Genomic DNA, 20,443 nt, shown 5'->3' on the forward strand with positions numbered 1-20,443 from the left:
CCCTCGAGGGGCCCCACCGCACCCGGGGGCTCTTCCGTTGCGCCGAGGCGCCCGGCCTCCTGCCGGGCCGCGGCACGCACGTCGCGCAGGCGCCGCGGCGGGCCGCCGTGGGCCTGGTTCAGCCCACCTTGGTGAGGGGGGCGTAGCGCAGCAGCAGCCGCTTCTCGTCCCCGCCGAAGCGCACCTTGGCCACGGTCTTGTCCCCGGCCCCCTCGACGGACACCACGGTCCCCTTGCCGAAGGCCTTGTGGTCCACGGTGTCCCCGGCGGACAGGCTCGGGATCTCCTTGTTGGGCTGCACCCGCCCCGCCGCGGCGGCCCGGGACGGCGCCATCCGCTCGAAGGCGGCGTTCGAGGAGGCCGCCGCGCCCCAGTACGAGCCGCGCATCGCGTCCCGCTGCCCGGAGCCGCCGGCGTGCAGCGAGGAGCCCCAGGAGGCCGGGGCCGAGGATCCCTCGCGCTTCCACTCGAGCAGCTCCGCCGGGATCTCGTCGAGGAACGGGCTGGCCGGGTTGTACTGGGACTGGCCCCACATCGAGCGGAACTCGGAGCGGGTGAGGTAGAGGCGCTCCCGGGCGCGGGTCAGGCCCACGTAGGCGAGGCGCCGCTCCTCCTCCATCTCCTTCTCATCCGTGAGGGAGCGCTGGTGCGGGAACAGCCCGTGCTCCATGCCGGTCAGGAAGACCACGGGGAACTCGAGGCCCTTGGCGGTGTGCAGGGTCATGAGGGTGACCACGCCCTGGACGCGGGCCTCGGCGACCTCCGCCGCGATCTGCTCGGCGCTCGGCCCGTCCTCGGAGGACCCCGCGGGCCGGTTGGGGATCTGGTCGGCGTCGGCCACCAGCGAGACGTGCTCGAGGAACTCGGGCAGCCCGGCCTCGGGGTTGTCCCGCTCGAACTCGCGCACCACGGCCACGAGCTCGGCGAGGTTCTCCACCCGGGACTCGTCCTGCGGGTCGGAGGACCCGCGCAGCCCGGCGAGGTAGCCGGACTGCTCGAGCACCGCCTCGAGCACCGTGGCGGCCCCCGAGGCCTCCGCGACCGAGGCGAGGTCGTCCATGAGCTGGACGAACGCCTTGACCGCGTTCAGCGAGCGGGTGGCCATCCCGGGGGCCTCGTCGGCGCGGCGCAGGGCGTCCATGAACGAGATCCGCTCCCGCTCGGCGAGCGCGGCCGCGGCCCCCTCGGCGCGGTCGCCGATGCCGCGCTTGGGCTCGTTCACGATGCGCCGGACGTTGATGTCGTCGTCCGGGTTCACGATCGAGCGCAGGTAGGACAGGGCGTCCTTGATCTCCTTGCGCTCGTAGAAGCGGGTGCCGCCCACCACCTTGTACGGCAGGCCCACGCGCATGAGGATCTCCTCGAGCGAGCGGGACTGGGCGTTGGTGCGGTAGAACACGGCGACGTCACCGGGACGGTAGCCGTCCTCGTCCTGGAGGCGGTCGATCTCCTCGGCGATGAACCGGGCCTCCTCGTGCTCGTTCTCCGCGGCGTAGCCGGTGATCTTCGCGCCGTCGCCGGAGGCGGTCCACAGCCGCTTGTCCCGGCGGGCCTTGTTCTTGGCGATCACCGCGTTCGCGGCGGTGAGGATGTTCTGGGTGGACCGGTAGTTCTGCTCCAGCAGGATGGTGCGCGCCTGCGGGTAGTCCTTCTCGAAGTCGACGATGTTGCGGATGTCGGCCCCGCGGAACGCGTAGATCGACTGGTCGGAGTCGCCCACGACGGTCAGCTCGGCGGGCGGCACGGGGTTCGCCCCCGGACCGGGATCGGCGCCGGCGCCCGTGCCGACGAGCTCCCGGACCAGGGCGTACTGCGCGTGGTTGGTGTCCTGGTACTCGTCGATGAGCACGTGCCGGTACCGGCGCCGGTAGTACTCGGCGACCTGGGGGAAGGCCCGGAGCATGTGCACGGTCTGGCCGATGAGGTCGTCGAAGTCCATCGCGTTGGCCGCGCGCAGCCGCTCGGTGTAGCCGCGGTAGACCTGGGCCACCGCGCTCTCGAAGGGGTCGGTCTCCGAGACGCGGGACAGGTAGGTCTCGTCGTCGACGAGCTCGTTCTTCAGCGCGGAGATCCGGTGCTGGATGCTCTTGGGCGCGAAACGCTTCGGGTCGAGGTCGTGCTGCTTGGCCACGAGGGTGATCAGCCGCAGCGAGTCGGCGGAGTCGTAGATCGAGAAGGTCGACTTCAGGCCCACGCTGGCGGCCTCCCGCCGCAGCACCCGCACGCAGAACGAGTGGAACGTGGAGATCGACATCGACTTCGCCGACTCCCCCACCAGCTCGACCACGCGCTCGCGCATCTCGGCGGCGGCCTTGTTCGTGAACGTGATCGCCAGGATCTCCCCCTGGTGGGCACGGCCGGTGGCCAGCAGGTGGGCGATCCGGTGGGTCAGCACCCGGGTCTTGCCGGAGCCCGCGCCGGCGACGATCAGCAGCGGCGAACCGGAGTGCTCCACGGCGGCCCGCTGCGGTTCGTTGAGGCCCTCCACGAGGGCCTCCGCGGGAACGGCGCCGCGGCGCGGGGCCGCGTTCGCGGCGGGACGCGCCACGGAGGAGGAGGGCAGGAGCGGGTTGTCGAAGAGGTAGTCCATCGTGGTCCCAGTCTACCGAGGGCCGGTGACACCCGGGCCGGGGTGGGGAGCGGGCTCAGACGAAGTGCAGCTCCAGCCGGTGCCGCCCGTTGTCGTCGTCGACCCACAGCTCCGAGTCGGCCACGGTGACCCGGACGGGCCGCTGCAGCCGGATCTCGTCGTCGAACTCCGCGGCCCCGGCCTCACCGCCGCCGTAGACGGTGTCCAGCTGCCGGTCCGCCAGGTCCAGGTGGCGGATCGCGTCGTTGCCGGTGTCGGCGATCACGATCGACCCGTCGTAGAGGATCTGCAGGTCCTCGGGGTGGTCCAGCTGGGCGGCGTCCGCCGGCCCGTCGGCGAAGCCCGGCCCCGCCCGGCCCACCACCGTGCAGATCCGCGGGTCGCCGTCGGGCTTGTCCGTGTCGATCTCGATGCAGCGCAGGGACGAGGAGTCGCGGTCCACGAACCAGAGGGTCCCGTTGCCGTCCTCGGTGATCGAGACGGTGGCCGCGAACGTGGCCTGTCCCGCCTTCCCGTCCCGCTGCCCGGACTCCCCCGTGCCCGCGAACCCGTACAGCACGTCGGTGTACGGGTCCCAGCGGAACAGCCGGTGCAGCGACGGCACCGCCACGATCACGGCCGAGAGCTTGTGCGACCACACCATGTCCGTGATGGGGGCGCCGCCGAGGACGGAGCAGTCCACCGTGCGGCGCACCGTCTCGTGGTCCTTCTCGAAGAGCCTCAGCGCATTGCCCTCGGTCAGCCGCATGAGCAGGCCGTCCGGGAGTCCGATGGACAGTTCCATGACGGGCACCTCCGTGTCGTCCTCGTCGCGCGCCCGGTCGTCGTCGGCCGGACCGTTCCCCCGCGGGTCGCGAGGACCGGTGCGGGTGGCCCCAGCCTACTCCTGGGTCGAGCGCCCCGCGGGGGGACGCACAGCCGGACCGCACGCCCGGCCACCGGACGGATAATGGGGGCATGGCACTGACCCGGGCGCAGAAGGCACGCAAGCACGGCAGCACGGCGGTCGAGCCGCCGCCGCGGGGGGCCCGGCTGCACGAGGCGCGGCCCGGCGAGCTGCGGCCCGAGCCCGCCCGGTCGAGCTCCGGGCTCGTGGTCGGGGTGGCCGTGGGCGTCTCCGCGCTGCTGTGGCTGTACGTGCACGCGTGGGTGCTCCCCCAGTTCGGCGCGGCCGTCGCGGACGGCCTGCTCCTGCCCGAGTGGATGCCCGGCGGGTTCGACCAGGCCCACGCCGCACGGCTCGCCGTCGCCCTCGGCGAGGAGGGACGGGCCCAGTACGAGGCCGTGCACCGTTCCGCCGGTCTGCTGGCCCCGCTCTTCGTGGGTCTGGCGTGGCTGCTCCTCGTCGCCCTCCACACGGCCTCGCGCGCTCGCCGGTGGCTGCGCTCGGCGGTCGTGCTGGGCTTCGCGGCCGTCTCCCTGGCGGGCAACGCGGCGATCGACGCCGCGCTCGCGGACCCCGGCGACGCCTCGGCCGTGGCCACGGCGTCCGCCCTCGTGGTGGCCCGCTGGGTGCTGCTGGTGCTGCTGCTGGCGGTCACCGTGGCCGTGGCCGTGGAGGCGCTGCGGCGCCGGGCGCCGCGGCCTCCGGCCGGCGGCCCGGAGCGCCCCGGGGTCCTGCCGCGCTGAGCGGCAGGACCCGGGCAGCGCGACGCCCCGGACCGGGCGGTCCGGGGCGTTGCGGTGGTGCCCCCGATTGGATTCGAACCAACGACACCGGCTTTAGGAGAGCCGTGCTCTATCCCCTGAGCTACGAGGGCGACGCCGAACAGTCTAGGTGCTGCCCGGGAACCCCGCGAACCGTGCGCGTCTAGGATCGGTCGCATGCCCGTCTACATCGATCCTCCGCTGTGGCCCGCCCACGGGACGCACTTCTCCCACATGGTCTCCGACTCCTCCTACGAGGAGCTGCACGCCTTCGCGTACCGGCTGGGCGTGCCCCGGCGCGCGTTCGACCGGGACCACTACGACGTGCGGGGCAGCCTCTACGACCGGGCGGTGGCCGCGGGCGCGCGGCCGGTCGAGGGCCGTGAGCTCACACGGGTGCTCCTGCGCAGCGGTCTTCGCGTGCCCGCCCGGGCCCGCCCGGAGCGGATCGGCCGGGTGCTGGGCCGGCGCTGGGACGGCCGGTTCCCCGGTCTGCCGCGGCTCGGGGCGGAGCTCGTCGAACGGTGGGGGGAGCCCCACCGGCACTACCACGGCCGCTCGCACCTGCTGGCGGTCCTCGAGGCCCTCGACGAGCTGGCCGCCGGAGCCGGGCTGGACCGGGAGCAGCACGACGCCCTCCTGCTGGGCGCGTGGTTCCACGACGCCGTCTACGCCGGCCGGCCCGGGCAGGACGAGCGGGACTCCGCCGAACTGGCCGGGGAGCGCCTGACCGCGGCCGGTCTCGCCCCGGACGTGGTCGCCGAGGTCCAGCGCCTCGTCCTGCTCACCCTCGACCACGCGGCCGCGGCCGAGGACCTCCCCGGGGCGCTCCTGCTGGACGCGGACCTCGCCGTGCTGGGGTCCTCGCCCGCCGCGTACGCGGCCTACACCGCCGCCGTGCGCCGGGAGTACGCGCGAGTGCCCGACACCGACTTCGCCGCCGGGCGGCTGCGGGTGCTCGAAGGACTCTGGCACCGGCAGCCGCTCTACCGCACGCCGGCTGCGCAGCGGCGCTGGGGAGCCCGCGCCGCCCGCAACCTGGAGGCCGAGATCCGGCAGCTGCGCACTGCCGCGGGCCGGGGCGCCCCCGCCGACGTGGAGGTCCTCACGATCACGGCGGTGTGCCTGCGCGACGACGACGGCGCCCTGCTCACGGTGCGCAAGCGGGGCACGGACCGGTTCATGCTGGTGGGCGGCAAGCTCGACCCGGGCGAGTCCCCCGCCGAGGCGGCCGTGCGGGAGACGGCCGAGGAGGTGGGACTGGCGCTGCGCCCGGGGCAGCTCCGCCTGCTGGGAGAGTTCGAGGCCCCCGCCGCGAACGAGACCGCCACGTGGGTGCGCTCCACGGTCTTCACCGCGCCCCTCACCGGGCGCCCGGAGGCCCGCGCGGAGATCGAGGAGCTGCGGTGGCAGCCGCTGGACGACGTCTCGCCCGCCGCGCTGCCGGCCGATCTGGCGCCGCTGCTCCGGGAGCACGTCATTCCCGCGCTGCTGGGCCCCCCTGCGGATCGTCCAGCTCGCCCGCGGCGCGGTGCCGCCGGTGGAGCAGGAGCCCGGTGACCAGGCCCAGCACGATGCCGACACCGCCGAAGACGGACAGCCACATGGCGGCGTGGCCGACGAACGCGGCCACCACGAGGCCGACCACGATCCCGGGCACGGCGCCGCCGATCATGCCGTAGGCCATGTAGGCGTACTCACGGTCCAGGCTGGTGCGGGCGTTGCGGCTGAGGTCGGTGGCCATGGGCCCAGTCTATCGGCGCCGGGCGACGCGGGCCGGGCAGTGGCCGGACCGGTCGGCGGCGCGCACCGGGCACGGTGGGCGGGCGGCCGCCGGACGAGCAGCGGGTGCGCGGAACCTGTCTGGCCGACCAGGATCCGCGCACCCGAACCGATGTCCTCGCGTGCGGTCAGCGCACGCGGACGTAGATCGGGCCGGAGCCCACGTTGACGCTGTCGATGACCGTGGTGCCGCCGTTCCAGCCGCCGTGCACGGCCTTGCCGCCGCCGATGTAGACGCCGATGTGGGCCGAGCCCATGCCGCCGTCGGCGTAGTAGACGAGGTCGCCGGGCTTGGCCTGGCCGGCGGAGACCTGCGTGCCGAGGCTCAGATAGGAGGCCGGCCAGCCGTGGTGGTTGATGCCGGCGGCGCGCAGGGCGTTGGTGACCAGGGCCGTGCAGTCCTGGCCGACGCCGAGCTGGCCCAGAGCGGCCGAGGAGATGGTGGCGCCCTTGCCGGAGGCGGAGCTCTGCGGGGCGACGGTGCGCTCGGCCGCCGGGGCCGCCTGGACGGCCGGCTTCGGCGCAGGGGCCTGCTTCACGGCCGGCTGCGGGGCGGCCTGCACGGCGGGGGCGGCCGGCTGCGGGGCCGGGGCGGGCTTCGGGGCGGCCACGGGCTTCGGGGCGGCCACGGCCTTCGACGCCGGCTGCGCCACGGGGGCCACGACAGGGGCGGCCTGCACGGCGGGGGCGGCCGGCTGCGGGGCCGGGGCGACGACCGGCTGCGCCGCCGGCGTCGCTGCCGGCCGCTGGACGGTCTCGCGGGCCTCGGGCTCCGCCTTCTTCTCGGCCGCCTTCTTCTCGTTCTTCTCGGCCTGCTTCTTCTCGGACTCGTCCTGGGCCTTCGTCACGTGGGCGACCGGCGCGAGGGAGACGGTGGGGGCGGCGGACGGGGTCGCCGCGGCCACGGCGGACAGCGGGGCGTCGGCGGCGGCCTCCTGGGCCGGGGCCTCGTGCGCGGAGACGGTGGTGGCCAGCGCCAGGCCGGAGAGGGCGGCGACGGCGGCCACGGTGCGGGCCCGGCCGGTCAGGAGGGAGGCGACGCCGGTCGAGGAGTTCAGGTCACGAGTCATGGGGGTTTCAGCAGGCTTTCTGGAGGGCCGGGCGAACCTGCCGGGAGACTGCGGTGACAGCACGGATCACCCCGCGCGCAGGCGCGCGGGGTGATCGATCTCCGGCAGCGCGGCCGTCCGGATGCGGAGGGCCGCGCACGGCGGGGGGAACGGAGGAGGGCGTCCGAAGGCGGACGGGGCGCACGGCGTCGGGGAGGACGGATGTGCGGGGGGGGGGGACCCGGGAGTGCGGGTCCGGGTGGTCCGGGAGGGACCGGGTGCCTCCCGCGGGGACCCTGGGGTCTCCGCGGGAGACGAGCCGGATCAGCCGATCCGGTAGTAGCCGTCGAGCTGCATGGCGTTGACGGAGTGGATCTGCGTGCCCTGCGAGGGGTTCAGCGCCGAGATCATCTTGCCGCCGCCGATGTAGATGCCCACGTGGCCGCCACCGTTCTGGGAGACGAGGTCGCCGGGCTGCGGGTTGGACACGGGGGTGCCGGCGGCGAACTGGGCCCAGGTGGTGCGGGGCAGGTCGATGCCGTTCTGGGCGAAGACCCACTGGGTGAAGCCGGAGCAGTCCCAGGCGCCGAAGGCGGTGCCGCCGTAGACGTAGCCGGAGCCGATGCCCTGCTGGGCGGTGCCCACGATGCCGCCGGCGGCCGCGGTGATCTCGGTCGTGGCGTTGGCCTGCGGGGTCACGCTCGCGGTGGAGACCGCCGGCTGCGCGGCGGGGGCCGGGGCCTGGTAGGCCGGGGCGGCGGGCTGCGCGGCGACGGGGGCCTGGTAGGCGGCGGGGGCCGGGGCCTGGTAGGTGTAGGAGGCCAGCGAGGCGGCGGCCGGAGCCGGGGCCGAGTAGGCGGCACCGGAGGCCGCGGGTATCTCGGCGTAGGCCTGGGCCGGGGCGATGGAGCCGACGATCGCGGCGCCGGCGGCGGCGGCGATCGTGGTGTTGCGCACGGCGTTCGAGGTGGTCTCGGCGCGGTGGCGGGCGGTGTTCTGCTTGAAAATAGCCATGGGTGTGTTCCTCCCTTTGCCTACGAGGTGAGCTGTCGGATTCGGGTGGGAGACACCCGGCCGCGGAGCGCATGCGCTCCGGCGACTTAACCCCAAGGCCCCGGATCACCGGGACCGGAAATGGTTCCCCCGCTTCTGCCAAGCAGTTTCTGTGCATGGGCCCCGGGCACCGGCAGAATTCGGCGATGTGCACGAGGATGCCGATCCGACCAGTGATCAGCACGGGTTGAACAATACATGACCGGTTACGGAAGTGTCACGTTTTGATCACGGCCGATCACGGAATTGCATCTCGGACCGGACGAAAACCTGTGGATTATGTCGTTCCGGACTATCAGTGCGATCCGGCCGCGCACGGTGGAGCGAGGGTCCGGGCACCCCTGAACCCGCGGCTCACCAGGGCATTCGCCGCCGGCGGGGCACGGTCCGGCCGAACTGGCCGAAAGTGCCTTGTGAACGTCCCCACAAGGGTGGCCGGGTCTCGCGCAGGGCCCCGTGACCTGTCTCGTGACCTGTCCCGTGACCTGCCCCCGGGCCGGGCACGACCCGACGGGCGCTCAGACGGCGAGGACCCGGATGGCCCCGGCCGTGCGCAGGTCGATCTCCGCGGACCGGCCGGTCTCGGCGACCTCGATCCGCACCCGCTGGCCCTCCACGCGGGCCCGAACGACGGCCCCGGTGAGCACGCCGACGTCGCTCAGCACGCCCAGCAGCGCGGCGTCGGCCTGCACCACCTCCGGCAGCAGCGCCACGGTGTGCGTCGCCTCCGGATCCGCGCGGGCGGCCTCCAGCAGGGAGGGGTGCCCCGCCGCCGAGGGGCTGTCCTCGACGCCCAGTGCGGCCAGGCCCGGGATCGGCGTGCCGTACGGGGAGTATCGGGGGCTGTGCAGCAGGTCCACCAGCCGCCGTTCGACCTGCTCGCTCATCACGTGCTCCCAGCGGCACGCCTCGTCGTGGACCTGGGCCAGGTCCAGTCCGATGACGTCGGCCAGCAGCCGCTCCGCCAGACGGTGCTTGCGCATCACCTGCACCGCGCGTTCGCGGCCCAGCTCGGTGAGCACCAGGGAGCGGTCGGCCCCCACCGTCAGCAGTCCGTCGCGCTCCATCCGGGACACCGTCTGCGAGACGGTGGGCCCGGAGTGGTCGAGGCGCTCGACGATGCGCGCCCGCATGGGCGTGATGCCCTCCTCCTCGAGCTCGAGCACGGTCCGCAGGTACATCTCCGTGGTGTCGATCAGATCGCTCATGCCTCAGTCATCCTTCGTCCGGCCGTCCGTCCCCGGGGATCCCGCCCGGTCCGGTCTTCCCGCACGAGCTTAGTCCGCGGTCCCCTGCCGCGGAGGGGACCGGGCCGCGGCGGGGCCCGGGTCCGGGTGGGGCAGAATGGGCCGGGGCCCGGCCGTGCACGCCCCTGCACCACCGCCGCGCCCGCCGCCCGCCGCACGTCCGTCATGAGGGAGCACCCGTTGTCCGCACACGTCACCATCCCCCCGCACCTGCTCCCGGCCGACGGCCGGTTCGGCGCCGGGCCCTCCAAGGTCCGCCCGGAGCAGGTCGAGGCCGTCGCCCGGGCCGGGGCCGGGCTGCTCGGGACCTCCCACCGGCAGGCCCCGGTCCGGCGGCTCGTGGGCTCGGTGTGCGAGGGCCTGGCGCAGTTCCTCCGTCTGCCCGAGGGCCACGAGGTCCTGCTCGGCCTCGGCGGGGCCACCGCCTTCTGGGACGCCGCCGTCTTCGGGCTGGTCGAGGCCAAGGCCCAGCACCTGGTGTTCGGCGAGTTCGGCGCCAAGTTCGCCCAGGCCACGGACGCCGCGCCGTTCCTGGAGGCCTCCTCGGTGGTGGAGTCCCTGCCCGGCACCCGTCCGGAGCCGCGGGCGGAGGACGGCGTGGACGTCTACGCCTGGCCCCAGAACGAGACCTCCACCGGGGTGGCCGCCCCCGTGCTCCGGCCCGCCGGCATCGCGGACGAGGCGCTGGTGCTGGTCGACGCCACCTCGGCGGCGGGCGGAATGGCCGCGGACCTCTCCGCGGCGGACGTCTACTACTTCTCCCCGCAGAAGAACCTGGGCTCCGACGGCGGGCTGTGGCTGGGGGCCTTCTCCCCCGCCGCGATCGAGCGGATCCAGCGGATCGGCGCCTCCGGGCGCTGGGTCCCCGACTTCCTGAAGCTGACCACGGCCCTGGAGAACTCCCGCAAGGACCAGACCTACAACACCCCGGCGCTGGCCACGCTGGTGATGCTGGACGAGCAGCTGCGCTGGCTCAACGACCGGGGCGGCATGGCCTGGGCGGCGGCCCGCACGAAGGAGTCCTCCGACCTGGTCTACGCCTGGGCCGAGGCCTCCCCCTTCGCCGCCCCCTTCGTGGCCCGCCCGCAGGACCGCTCCACGGTGATCACCACGGTGGACTTCGACTCGGGCGTGGACGCCGCCGCCGTGGCCGCCGTGCTGCGCGCCCACGGCGTGGTGGACGTGGAGCCCTACCGGAAGCTGGGGCGCAACCAGCTGCGGATCGCCACGTTCGTCTCGATCGAGCCCGACGACGTCGCGCGGCTGCTGGCCTGCGTGGACCACGTCGTCGACCGGCTGCGCGCGCCGGGCGGCGGGCGCTAGGGAGCCGCCCCCGGGGGCGCCGCCCCGGCCGCGGGGCCCCGGGCGCGCAGCCGCAGCCAGAACAGGGCGCCGACCAGGGCCCCGCCGAGCCCGGCGGCCACGGCCACGCCCATGCCCCACCGCGCCCCGAGGGCGTCCGTGATCCACCCGACCACGGGCGCCCCCACCGGGGTGCCGCCCATGAAGATGGCCATGTAGAGGCTCATCACCCGGCCGCGCATCACCGGGGAGGTGGTCGACTGCACATAGGCGTTGGCGGTGGTCATGATCGTCAGGGAGGACAGCCCGCACGGGACCAGCCACAGCGCGAACACCGTCAGGGTGGGCGCCGTGGCCGCCCCGAGGCAGCTGAGCGCGAAGACGGCGCTGCCGCCGTAGACGTAGCGCAACCGGGCGCTGCGCCGCCGGGCCGAGAGCAGGGCGCCCGCCACCGTGCCCACCGCGAGGACCGAGTTGAGCACCCCGAAGGTCTCCGGTCCGCGGCCGAACTCGGGGCCGGCCATGGCGGCCAGGAACACGGCGAAGTTCAGCCCGAAGGTGCCGATGAGGAAGATCGTCACCAGCACCGCCACGATGTCGGGACGGCCGCCGACGTAGGCGAGTCCCTCCCGGATCTGCCCGCGCCCCCTCCCGGAGCGCGGCATCCCGCGCAGCTCCTCGGACCGGATGGCGAGGATCGCGGCGAGCATGGCGCCGAAGGTGAGCGTGTTGAGCAGGAACACCCACCCGGAACCGATCGAGGCCACGAGCACGCCGGCGGCGGCGGGGCCGATCATCCGGGCCGCGTTGAACGAGGTGGAGTTCAGGGCCACGGCGTTGGAGAGGTAGTCGTCGTCGACCATCTCGGAGACGAAGGTCTGGCGCACGGGAGCGTCCACGGTGGACGCGACACCGAGGGCCAGGGCGAAGGCGTAGACGAGCCCCAGGGTCGCCACCCCGGCCAGCACGGCCGCGCCCAGTCCCGCCGCGAGCGCGGCCATGGCGGTCTGCGTCCACAGCAGCAGGCGGCGCCGGTCCAGCCGGTCGGCGAGCACCCCCGCCCAGGGCGCCAGGAAGAGCTGGGGCAGGAACTGGAGGGCGGTCACCACGCCCATCGCGGTGGCGTCGTGGTCCGAGAGCTCGTCGAAGACCAGCCAGGACTGGGCGGTGCGCTGCATCCACGTGCCGATGTTGGACACCAGGGCGCCCAGGAACCAGATGCGGTAGTTGCGGAAGCGGAAGGACCGGAACATGCCCCGGGCGGGATCGGGGGCGCCCGCGGCCGCGACGCCGCTCCGCGGGGCGCTCAGGGCCGTTCGCCGTCCGGCGACGGCACGGTCCCGTCCTGCGGGCCGGACCCGGGCTCGTCGCCGCCCGCGGCCGGCTCCTCGGCGGCGGTCCCGGGGGCCTGGTCGGCGGGTGCCGCCGCGGCCTCCTCCTCGGCGCGCTCCTGCTCCTCCTGGGCCTTCTCCTCGGGGCTCACACGCTCGGACCAGGGCACCCACTCGGGGGCCAGCAGGGCGTCCTCCCCGGGCAGCAGGCCGACCTCGCAGACGGTCACCGTCCTGCTGCGCGGGGCCCGGGCGAGGCTCGCGAACCAGTTCCAGCCGCGGTAGCCGGGCAGGGTGCACTCGAAGAGGTGGACGACCAGCCGGTCCTCCTCGACCTGCACGCGGTGCCCGGGACCGATCTGCTGAGGCTCCGCGATCTGCTCCACGCCGGCACGGGCGGTGGCGGTGTCGGCGATCAGCAGGGCGTCCTGCTTGGGGGCCCGGCGGCGGGCCGGTCGCGCCGGGCGGGCAGGAGGCTCGGGGGCCGCCTCGGCGGGCGCGTCCTGGACGGTCTCCTCGGTCACTGCTGGTCTCCCTCGGGGTGAGTGCTGGGTGGGGCGCCCGGGCCGGGGCCCGGGCCGGGGCCCGGGCCGGTCGGCTCAGACGTCCAGGTTGTCGGCCACGGTGCGCAGGATGGCGGCGATCTTCCGGCCGTGCGCGGAGTCCGGGTAGCGGCCGCGGTGCAGCCCGTTGGACATCTCGTCCAGGAGCTTGATGAGGTCCTCGGTGATGACCGCCATCTCCTCGGCCGGTTTGCGGACGTTCTTGGCGATCGACGGCGCCCGGTCCAGGATGCGCGCGGACAGCGCCTGCGCGCCGCGCCGCCCCTGGGCCACGCCGAACTCCATGCGCGTCCCCGGCTTCACCGTGGTGGCGCCCGCGGGCAGGGCCGAGGAGGGAAGGAACACCTCCTGGCCGTCGTCGGTCGCCAGGAAGCCGAAGCCCTTCTTGGAATCGAACCACTTCACCTTGCCGGTGGGCACGCTGTCTCCCTCGTCGTCGTCCTCGTGGAAGGGCGGCCCCGCCGTCCGTGCTGCCGGGCCACCCTGTGGAACCTCCCATTCTAGCCCTGCCGCAGGCGCCGGGACGCCCGCGGACGCGGTCACGGCGGGGTCCCCGGCTCGCTATTCTGGACCCATGCCTTCCCACGACGACCGCGCCGCCACGCCCGAGGACCGCCCCGCCCGCCGCCCGGGGGTCGACGTCCTCGGCGCCGCCGCGGTCGTGCTGGGCCTGGTCTGCGCGGCGTGCCTCGCGCTGCTGCTGGTGCTGAAGGCCGTCGGCGCGGACCCGTGGGACGGGCTGACGGTCATCCCGTGGTTCGTGCTGCCCGTGGCCTTCCTGCTCTTCTGCGCCGCCCTGGTGCGCTCCGTGCTGCGCCGGCGCCGGGCCTGACCCGTGGTCCCGGACGGACTGCTCCGGGACCTCGCGGCCCGCTCCCCCGGTGAGCTGGCCGCGCTGCTCGACGCGCGACCCGACGCCGTGCGCCCCGAGACGACGACGACCGCCGAGCTCGCCGAGGCACTGCTCTCCCGGGCGGGCCTGAGCCGGGCCCTCGACGAGCTCTCCCGGCCGGAGCTGGACGCCCTCGAGCGGGCCGTGGTGCTCGGCACCCCGGACGGTCCCGCCGGCCCGCTGCTGGCCGCCCCGCCGTGGGACCGGCTGCACCGGCTGGCCCTGGTCCACAGGGACGGGAACGCGCTGCGGCTCGTGCCCGGGGTGGCGGAGGCCCTGGGCCGCTACCCCGCCGGGCTGGGCCGCCCGCACCGGGTGCTGGCGGCCCGGGCGGCACGCCTGCGCGGCGGCGAGCCGGCGGCCCCCGCGTCCCCCGCGTCCCCCGCGGAGATCGTGCGCTGGCCCGCGCCGGTGCGGGAGGTGCTCGAGCGGTTCCGCTCCCGCCCGGTGGGCCTGCTGCCGGACGCGCTGCGCCGTCCGGACCCGGAGGCCGCCGCCGCCCGGCCCGTGGACTGGCTCCTGGCCCGCGGCGTCCTGCTCCCCGTGGACTCCCGCCACGTCGAGCTGCCCCGGGAGTTCGGCCTCGCCCTGCGCGGGGGCGACCCCTGGGCCCGGTCCCCGCAGGACCCGCCCCTGCCCCCGGGCACGCGGGTGCCCGACCGGCTGCGGGACAACGCCGCCGCAGCGGCCGTCGAGCAGGTGCTGCGCCGGCTGGCCGCGCTGCGCGCCGAGCTGCGCGAGCGTCCCCTGACCACGCTGCGCGCCGGGGGGATCGGCGTGCGCGAGCTGCGCCGCCTGCGCACCGCCCTGGCCCTGGAGCACCCGGAGCTCGTGCGCCTCCTGGGCCTGGCCGAGCTCGCCGGGCTCGTGGAGCTCGACCCGGACACCTCCGCGTGGCGGCCCGCGCCGGCGCCCTTCGAGGACGCCGAGCGCCCCGAGCAGTGGCTGCACGTCGTCAGCTCGTGGCTGGCCGCCGACGTCGTGCCCTCCGCGGTCGGCCTGCCTCTGGCCGACGGCACGGTCGTGGCGGTCCTCACCCGCGGGACGCACTCCCCGGAGGCCCCGCCGGTGCGCCGGGCACTGCTGCGGGCCCATGCCGCCCTCGCCGAGGCCGCGCCGGGCGGGCACGCCCCCGAGGACGTCCTGGCGCTCGCCCGGTGGCAGCGCCCGCGCCTGGCCCGCCCCCTCGACCGGTGGGGACCCGGCATGCTCGCCGAGGCGGCCGAGCTCGGCCTCGTGGGCGCCGACGCCCTCTCCCCGGCCGGGCGTGCGGTCGCCGCGGGCCGGGCCGAGGAGGCCGCCCGGGCGGTGGCCGGCTGGTTGCCCGCTCCCGCACGGACGGTGCTGCTGAAGGGCGACCTCACCGCCACGGCCACCGGCTACCTCGCCCCGCCCGTGGCCCGCGCCCTGGGCGAGCTCGCGGACGCGGAGGGCCACGGCCCGGCGGCCCGGCACCGCTTCACCGAGCGCTCCCTGCACCGGGCCCTCGACGCCGGGTGGGACCCGGAGAGCATCCTGGCGTGGCTGGCCGAGCACAGCCGCGGACCCGTGCCGCAGGCCCTGGCCTACCTGGTCGAGGAGGCCGGCCGGGACCACGGCCGGGTCCGGATCACCCCCGCCGACTGGGTGCTCACGGGTGAGCAGGACCTCCTCGAGGCCCTCGCCCGCTCGCCCCGCCTGGCGGGGCACCGGCTGCGCCGGCCCGCCCCGGGCGTGCTCGTGGTCACCGGGGACGAACCGGGTCCCGGCCGGCGCCGGGCGGGACCGGCGCGCGGGGCACTCTCGAGCAGCTCGTCGCCGCCGTCCGCGCCACGGGCACGGAACCGGCGGTGGAGACCGTCCGGCCGGCACCGCCGCCGTCCGCCGGCGACACCGGCCCGGACCTGCTGCCGCAGGCGCCCGCCCCGCGCCACCCAGGGCCGTCGGCCGCGGAGGTCGAGGACCTGCTGGCCCGCCTCACCGGCGCGGACGACGTCCCGCCGCCGCCCGACCGCACCGACCGCACCGACCCTGCAGGAGAGCGCTGATGGGACCCCTGATCGTCCAGAGCGACCGGACCGTGCTGCTCGAGATCGACCACGAGGACGCCGACGAGGCCCGCCGCGAGCTAGCCGCCTTCGCGGAGCTCGAGCGCGCCCCCGAGCACGTGCACACCTACCGCATCACCCCGCTGGGCCTGTGGAACGCCCGCGCCGCCGGCCTGGACGCCGAACAGGTGCTGGACGTCCTGCTGACCCGCTCCCGCTTCCCGGTGCCCCATGCCCTGCTCGTGGACATCGACGAGACGATGTCCCGCTACGGCCGGCTCGTGCTGGAGAAGGACCCCGTGCACGGGCTCGTGCTGCGCTGCCACGACGCCCCCGTCCTGGAGGAGATCGCCCGGCACCGGAAGATCGCCCCGCTGCTGGGCCCGCGGATCGACGGGGAGACCACCGTGGTGCACGCGAGCGCCCGGGGCGAGCTCAAGCAGCTGCTGCTCGCCGTGGGCTGGCCGGCCGAGGACCGGGCCGGGTACGTGGACGGCACCCCGCACCCCATCTCCCTGACGGAGACGGACCCCGTCTCCGGCGAGGCCTGGGCGCTGCGGCCCTACCAGCGCCGGGCCGTGGAGAACTTCTGGGCCGGCGGCAGCGGCGTCGTCGTCCTCCCGTGCGGCGCGGGCAAGACGCTGGTGGGCGCCGCGGCGATGGCGGCGAGCTCGACGACCACGCTCGTGCTGGTCACGAACACCGTCTCCGCCCGGCAGTGGAAGGCGGAGCTGCTGCGCCGGACCACCCTGACGGAGGACGAGATCGGCGAGTACTCCGGGGCGCTCAAGGAGGTCCGCCCCGTCACCATCGCCACCTACCAGGTGCTCACGGCCCGCCGCGGCGGGACCCACCCCCACCTGGAGCTGCTCGACGGCCACGACTGGGGGCTGATCGTCTACGACGAGGTGCACCTGCTGCCCGCCCCCGTCTTCCGGATGACCGCCGAGCTGCAGGCCCGGCGCCGGCTGGGCCTGACCGCGACCCTGGTGCGCGAGGACCACCGGGAGGGGGAGGTGTTCTCGCTCATCGGCCCGAAGCGCTACGACGCCCCGTGGCGGGAGATCGAGGCCCAGGGGCACATCGCCCCCGCGGACTGCGTGGAGGTGCGGGTGCAGCTGCCCGTCGGGGACCGGATGGCCTACGCCTCCGCGGAGGACGCCGACCGGCACCGGCTCGCCTCCTCCTCCCCGCACAAGCTCGACGTCGCGGCCCGCCTGGTGGCCCGCCACCGCGGGGAGCCGGTGCTGGTGATCGGGCAGTTCCTGGACCAGCTCGACGAGCTGGGCGCGCTGCTCGACGCCCCCGTGCTCAAGGGCAGCACGAGCACGGCCCGGCGGGAGCGGCTCTTCGCCGCCTTCCGCGCCGGGGAGCTGCCGGTGCTGGTGGTGTCCAAGGTCGCGAACTTCTCGGTGGACCTGCCGGAGGCCTCCGTGGCGGTGCAGGTCTCGGGCGCCTTCGGCTCCCGCCAGGAGGAGGCCCAGCGCCTGGGGCGGCTGCTGCGGCCCAAACGGGACGGCCGCCCGGCCACCTTCTACACGGTGGTGGCCCGGGACACCGTGGACGCCGACTACGCCTCCAGGCGCCGCCGGTTCCTCGCCGAGCAGGGCTACGCCTACCGGATCCTCGACGCGGCCGACCTCGCCGCCTCCGGCGAACTCCCCGGGTAACAGCGAACTGCGTTCAGACGGCTCTCAGGGTGTTCCGAGAAAATGGTGCCTGTGAAGAACGAGAACCCCGAAGCGAAACTGCTCGTCGTCGACGACGAGCCCAACATCCTCGAGCTGCTGGCCACGTCCCTGCGCTTCGCCGGCTTCGAGGTCGTCACCGCCGCCAACGGCCGCGACGCCCTGGCGAAGGCGGAGTCCGAGGACCCGGACCTCGCGGTGCTCGACGTCATGCTCCCGGACATGGACGGGTTCTCCGTGACCCGCAAGCTGCGCGCGGCCGGGCGGCACTTCCCCATCCTCTTCCTCACCGCCAAGGACGAGACGGAGGACAAGGTCACCGGGCTGACCGTGGGCGGCGACGACTACGTCACCAAGCCCTTCAGCCTCGACGAGGTGGTCGCCCGCATCCGGGCCGTGCTGCGCCGCACCCAGCCCGCCGAGGAGGACGACTCGCGGCTGCGCGTGGACGACCTCGTCCTCGACGACGACGCCCACGAGGTCTTCCGCGGCGACCGGGAGATCGACCTGTCCCCCACCGAGTTCAAGCTGCTGCGCTATCTCATGCTCAACCCGAACCGGGTGCTGTCGAAGGCGCAGATCCTCGACCACGTCTGGGAGTACGACTTCAACGGGGACGCCTCCATCGTGGAGTCCTACATCTCCTACCTGCGGCGCAAGATCGACAACGACCCCGAGCTGCCGTCGCTGATCCACACCAAGCGCGGGGTCGGCTACCTGCTGCGGTCCTCGCACAAGCACCACTGACCCGGTCCGGGATGCAGACCCTGTCCTCCCGGTGGCGCTCGGCGTCGCTGCGCTCGCAGCTGATGGTGCTGACGGGCGTGCTGCTGGCGCTGTCCATCCTGGTGACCAGCTTCGTGGCGATCTCGGTGCTGCGCACCTCGATGCTCAACGGCATCGACGGCGAGCTGCGCGACTCCGTCCGGACGGTCTCCGCGGTGCTGGTCGCCGACCTGCAGGGCGAGGAGGGCGTGCAGGTCCCGCACGCGGGCTATCTGCTCGACGCCGAGGGCGCCGTGGTGGCCGAGGCCGTCAACACCCCGGACGGCGTGCACACGCTGCGTCCGGACCTGTCGAGGATCGACCTCGAGCACGTCGAGGAGAATCCCCTCGAGGCGGCGACCGTGGGCTCCGTGGGCGCCCCGGACCGGACCTGGCGGGTGGTCACGGCCAAGCCGCAGCGGCTGGACCTGGTGGTGGCCGTCGCGGAGCCGCTCGACGACACCAACGCCATGCTCAGCGCGGTGACGCTGCTGACGCTGAGCTTCGGGGTGGCGACCCTCTTCGCGGCGATGGCCGTCGGCTGGGTCCTGGTCACGCGCGCCTTCGCGCCGCTGCACCACGTGGAGCAGACGGCCGCCCGGATCGCCGAGGGCGACCTCTCCCAGCGCATGGAGGGGTACAACCGGCAGACCGAGATCGGCCAGCTCTCCGCGTCCCTGAACACGATGCTCGGCCACATCGAGGACGCCTTCGAGGCCCGCACCCGCTCCGAGGGCAAGCTGCGCCGGTTCGTGGCCGACGCCTCCCACGAGCTGCGCACCCCGCTGGTGACCATCCGGGGGTACTCGGAGCTCTACCGGCACGGCGCCCTGCAGAAGCCCGAGGACGTGGGCAGCGCGATGGCCCGGATCGAGTCCGAGGCCAAACGGATGACGCAGCTCGTGGAGGACCTGCTGATGCTGGCCCGCCTGGACGAGCGGCGCCCCGCCGAGAACGTCGACGTGGACCTGCTCCACCTCGCCTTCGACGCCGCCGGCGACGCCCATGCCTCCGACCCCGACCGGCGGATCGAGGTCGTGGGCCTGCAGGGCGCGGGGCCCGTCTCGGCCTGGGTGCACGGCGACGAGTCGCGGCTGCGCCAGGTCGTGGCCAACCTGGTGACCAACGCCCTGCGCTACACCCCCGACGGCAGCCCGATCGAGATCGCGGTGGGGGTGGAGCGCTCGGTGGACGAGACCTTCAACGCGGTCCTGCAGGTGCGCGACCACGGCCCCGGCATCCACGGGCCGGACGCGGAGCGCGTGTTCGAGCGCTTCTACCGGGCCGACTCCTCCCGCACCCGCGAGACCGGCGGCACGGGCCTGGGGCTGTCGATCGTGGCCGCGATCGTCCAGCAGCACGACGGCACGGTCCGCCTGACCGAGACGCCCGGCGGCGGGGCGACGATGACCGTGCGCGTGCCGGGCATCGAGCGGGCCGACGACGCCCCGGAGGTCTGAGCGGGCCGCTCAGGACTCGTCGGTGCCCTGGTGGAAGCGCAGCTGCCAGGGCCCGAGTTCGGCGCGGGAGTCCTCCCGGACCCACAGCGAGCTGCGCAGGCTCGGGCGGTCCCCCGCGACCAGGCGGTAGACCAGGTGCACGGCCGCAGGGCCGAGCTCGGTGGCGGAGAGGACGTGCACGTCCACCGGGCCGAGCCCCGGTTCGCGGGAGAGCCGGTCGAGGACCTCGGCCCGGGAGCACCACGTCCCCGAGGCGCCGATCTCGGCGAAGGACTCGTGGAGCAGCTGGCCGACCCGGCCGGCGTCGGCGCGGATCTCCGGGCGCAGCAGGTCCCGCTCCAGGGCCTGGACCGTCTGCGCCGCCGACCGCCCGCGGGCCAGGTCCTCCTCGTGGGCGAGCAGCTCGCTCAGCAGGTCCGGGTCGTGGCGGTCCTCGGGCGCCACGGGCGTCGGGAGGCGTCCCGCCGCGGCCGCGCGGTCCGGGGACGCGGTGCGGTCCGAGGACGCGGTGCGGCCCCGCGGGCTCCCGGCGGCCCGCGCCGGGACGCTCCCGGCGCCCGGGAAGCCGGGGCCCTCCGGCGCCGGCCGGCCGGTCTGGAACGCGGTGGCGACCGCGCGGGCGCGGGCGTCGGCGGCCTCGTTGAGCTCGTGGCCGGCGTGGCCCTTGACCCACTCGAAGCGCACGTCGCGCCCGGCCATGGCGGCGTCCAGGGAGCGCATGAGCTCCACGTTCAGCACCGGCTTGCCGTCCTTCTTCTTCCAGCCCTTCTTCTTCCAGCCCGGCATCCACTTGGTGATCGAGTTGATGACGTACTGGCTGTCGCACAGCACCCGCAGGGGCTCCTCGGGGCGGTGGGCCGTGGACTCGAGCAGGTCGAGCACGGCCTTGAGCTCGCCCATGTTGTTGGTGCCGTGCGGCCAGCCGCCGGCCCGCCAGGTGTCGTCGTCGATGTACCAGGCCCACCCGGCGGGACCGGGGTTGCCCAGGGCGGAGCCGTCGGCGGCAGCAGTGATCGTCATGGCGTCCATCTTTTCACGGCCCCGGCG

17 protein-coding genes, 1 tRNA gene, 3 pseudogenes and 1 riboswitch are annotated in these 20,443 nt (G+C 74.9%); of the genes and pseudogenes, 10 read left to right on the forward strand and 11 right to left on the reverse strand.

Translation table 11 applies throughout. The annotated features are described in order from the left end of the window. Window positions 1–118: 118 nt before the first annotated feature. Both pcrA and ABL57_RS03390 read right to left on the reverse strand, forming a co-directional pair. A complete protein-coding gene (gene pcrA, locus ABL57_RS03385) occupies window positions 119–2,590 on the reverse strand; it encodes a DNA helicase PcrA (protein ID WP_047802044.1) in 2,472 nt (823 codons plus the stop codon). Window positions 2,591–2,645: 55 nt separating this feature from the next. Then, entirely contained in the window at window positions 2,646–3,374 is a 729-nt protein-coding gene (locus ABL57_RS03390) for an integrase (protein ID WP_238985959.1), read from the reverse strand. A 173-nt stretch (window positions 3,375–3,547) separates the two neighbouring features. On the opposite strand from ABL57_RS03390, the gene ABL57_RS03395 reads away from it, so the two are divergent. Next, a complete protein-coding gene (locus ABL57_RS03395; RefSeq protein WP_047802046.1) occupies window positions 3,548–4,219 on the forward strand; it encodes a hypothetical protein in 672 nt (223 codons plus the stop codon). A 55-nt stretch (window positions 4,220–4,274) separates the two neighbouring features. On the opposite strand, the gene ABL57_RS03400 is transcribed toward ABL57_RS03395, so the two are convergent. Then, window positions 4,275–4,350, reverse strand: a tRNA-Arg gene (locus tag ABL57_RS03400). A gap of 64 nt (window positions 4,351–4,414) precedes the next feature. Between ABL57_RS03400 and ABL57_RS22615 the strand changes: the two are divergent. Together ABL57_RS22615 and ABL57_RS22620 are read left to right on the forward strand one after the other, a co-directional pair. After that, window positions 4,415–5,290: pseudogene (locus tag ABL57_RS22615) on the forward strand (DUF4031 domain-containing protein); the annotation flags it as partial. Between the two features lie 75 nt (window positions 5,291–5,365). Next, a pseudogene (locus ABL57_RS22620) lies at window positions 5,366–5,797 on the forward strand (NUDIX domain-containing protein); the annotation flags it as partial. Here the strand turns inward: ABL57_RS22620 and ABL57_RS03410 are convergent. The 4 genes from ABL57_RS03410 to ABL57_RS03425 all read right to left on the reverse strand — a co-directional run bounded on the left by ABL57_RS03410 (window position 5,715) and on the right by ABL57_RS03425 (window position 9,329). Further along, on the reverse strand, window positions 5,715–5,981 hold the full coding sequence (locus ABL57_RS03410) for a hypothetical protein (RefSeq protein ID WP_047802047.1): 267 nt from the start codon (window positions 5,979–5,981) through the stop codon (window positions 5,715–5,717). The pseudogene ABL57_RS22620 and the gene ABL57_RS03410 overlap by 83 nt on opposite strands. 166 nt (window positions 5,982–6,147) lie before the next feature. Then, window positions 6,148–7,089, reverse strand: a complete 942-nt coding sequence (locus ABL57_RS03415) for a C40 family peptidase (protein WP_047802048.1) — start codon at window positions 7,087–7,089, stop codon at window positions 6,148–6,150. Window positions 7,090–7,392: 303 nt separating this feature from the next. Next, a complete protein-coding gene (locus ABL57_RS03420; protein ID WP_047802049.1) occupies window positions 7,393–8,082 on the reverse strand; it encodes a C40 family peptidase in 690 nt (229 codons plus the stop codon). Window positions 8,083–8,087: 5 nt separating this feature from the next. After that, window positions 8,088–8,277, reverse strand: a riboswitch (cyclic di-AMP (ydaO/yuaA leader). Between the two features lie 362 nt (window positions 8,278–8,639). Continuing rightward, window positions 8,640–9,329, reverse strand: coding sequence for a metal-dependent transcriptional regulator (locus ABL57_RS03425; protein WP_047802050.1), 690 nt, complete (start codon window positions 9,327–9,329; stop codon window positions 8,640–8,642). Between the two features lie 204 nt (window positions 9,330–9,533). Here ABL57_RS03425 and serC point away from each other — a divergent pair, with 204 nt between their 5' ends. Beyond that, window positions 9,534–10,691 carry a phosphoserine transaminase gene (serC, locus tag ABL57_RS03430; protein ID WP_047802051.1) on the forward strand — a complete coding sequence of 386 codons (1,158 nt, stop codon included), beginning with the start codon at window positions 9,534–9,536 and terminating at the stop codon, window positions 10,689–10,691. Here the strand turns inward: serC and ABL57_RS03435 are convergent. The 3 genes from ABL57_RS03435 to ABL57_RS03445 form a co-directional block, all read right to left on the reverse strand. Then, window positions 10,688–11,923: an MFS transporter gene (locus ABL57_RS03435; RefSeq protein WP_047802052.1), complete on the reverse strand. Its 1,236-nt coding sequence runs from the start codon at window positions 11,921–11,923 to the stop codon at window positions 10,688–10,690. The two genes, serC and ABL57_RS03435, sit on opposite strands and share 4 nt — an antisense overlap. Window positions 11,924–11,976: 53 nt before the next feature. Next, window positions 11,977–12,525 (reverse strand): DUF3027 domain-containing protein, encoded by a 549-nt coding sequence (locus tag ABL57_RS03440; RefSeq protein WP_053004716.1) that lies wholly within the window; start codon window positions 12,523–12,525, stop codon window positions 11,977–11,979. A 75-nt stretch (window positions 12,526–12,600) separates the two neighbouring features. Next, window positions 12,601–12,984 carry a cold-shock protein gene (locus tag ABL57_RS03445; RefSeq protein ID WP_047802053.1) on the reverse strand — a complete coding sequence of 128 codons (384 nt, stop codon included), beginning with the start codon at window positions 12,982–12,984 and terminating at the stop codon, window positions 12,601–12,603. Between the two features lie 154 nt (window positions 12,985–13,138). On the opposite strand from ABL57_RS03445, the gene ABL57_RS21630 reads away from it, so the two are divergent. The 6 genes and pseudogenes from ABL57_RS21630 (at window position 13,139) to ABL57_RS03475 (ending at window position 19,396) form a co-directional block, all read left to right on the forward strand. Continuing rightward, the gene (locus ABL57_RS21630) at window positions 13,139–13,396 is read left to right on the forward strand and encodes a hypothetical protein (RefSeq protein WP_047802054.1); all 258 of its coding nucleotides are present in this window, start codon (window positions 13,139–13,141) and stop codon (window positions 13,394–13,396) included. Window positions 13,397–14,662: 1,266 nt separating this feature from the next. Beyond that, window positions 14,663–15,145, forward strand: a pseudogene (locus tag ABL57_RS23480) (helicase-associated domain-containing protein); the annotation flags it as partial. Between the two features lie 140 nt (window positions 15,146–15,285). Beyond that, entirely contained in the window at window positions 15,286–15,483 is a 198-nt protein-coding gene (locus ABL57_RS03460; protein WP_047802056.1) for a hypothetical protein, read from the forward strand. After that, entirely contained in the window at window positions 15,483–17,153 is a 1,671-nt protein-coding gene (locus ABL57_RS03465; protein ID WP_047802057.1) for a DNA repair helicase XPB, read from the forward strand. Before ABL57_RS03460 ends, ABL57_RS03465 begins: the two co-directional genes overlap by 1 nt. Before the next feature lie 42 nt (window positions 17,154–17,195). Continuing rightward, complete coding sequence (locus tag ABL57_RS03470; RefSeq protein ID WP_047802058.1) at window positions 17,196–17,918, forward strand: response regulator transcription factor; 723 nt, start codon at window positions 17,196–17,198, stop codon at window positions 17,916–17,918. Between the two features lie 11 nt (window positions 17,919–17,929). Further along, entirely contained in the window at window positions 17,930–19,396 is a 1,467-nt protein-coding gene (locus ABL57_RS03475; protein ID WP_047802059.1) for a HAMP domain-containing sensor histidine kinase, read from the forward strand. A gap of 9 nt (window positions 19,397–19,405) precedes the next feature. On the opposite strand, the gene ABL57_RS03480 is transcribed toward ABL57_RS03475, so the two are convergent. Then, window positions 19,406–20,416: an RNase H family protein gene (locus ABL57_RS03480; RefSeq protein WP_047802060.1), complete on the reverse strand. Its 1,011-nt coding sequence runs from the start codon at window positions 20,414–20,416 to the stop codon at window positions 19,406–19,408. Window positions 20,417–20,443: the final 27 nt, after the last annotated feature.

It is taken from the genome of Kocuria sp. SM24M-10, assembly GCF_001027955.1.
Taxonomy (GTDB): domain Bacteria; phylum Actinomycetota; class Actinomycetes; order Actinomycetales; family Micrococcaceae; genus Kocuria; species Kocuria oceani.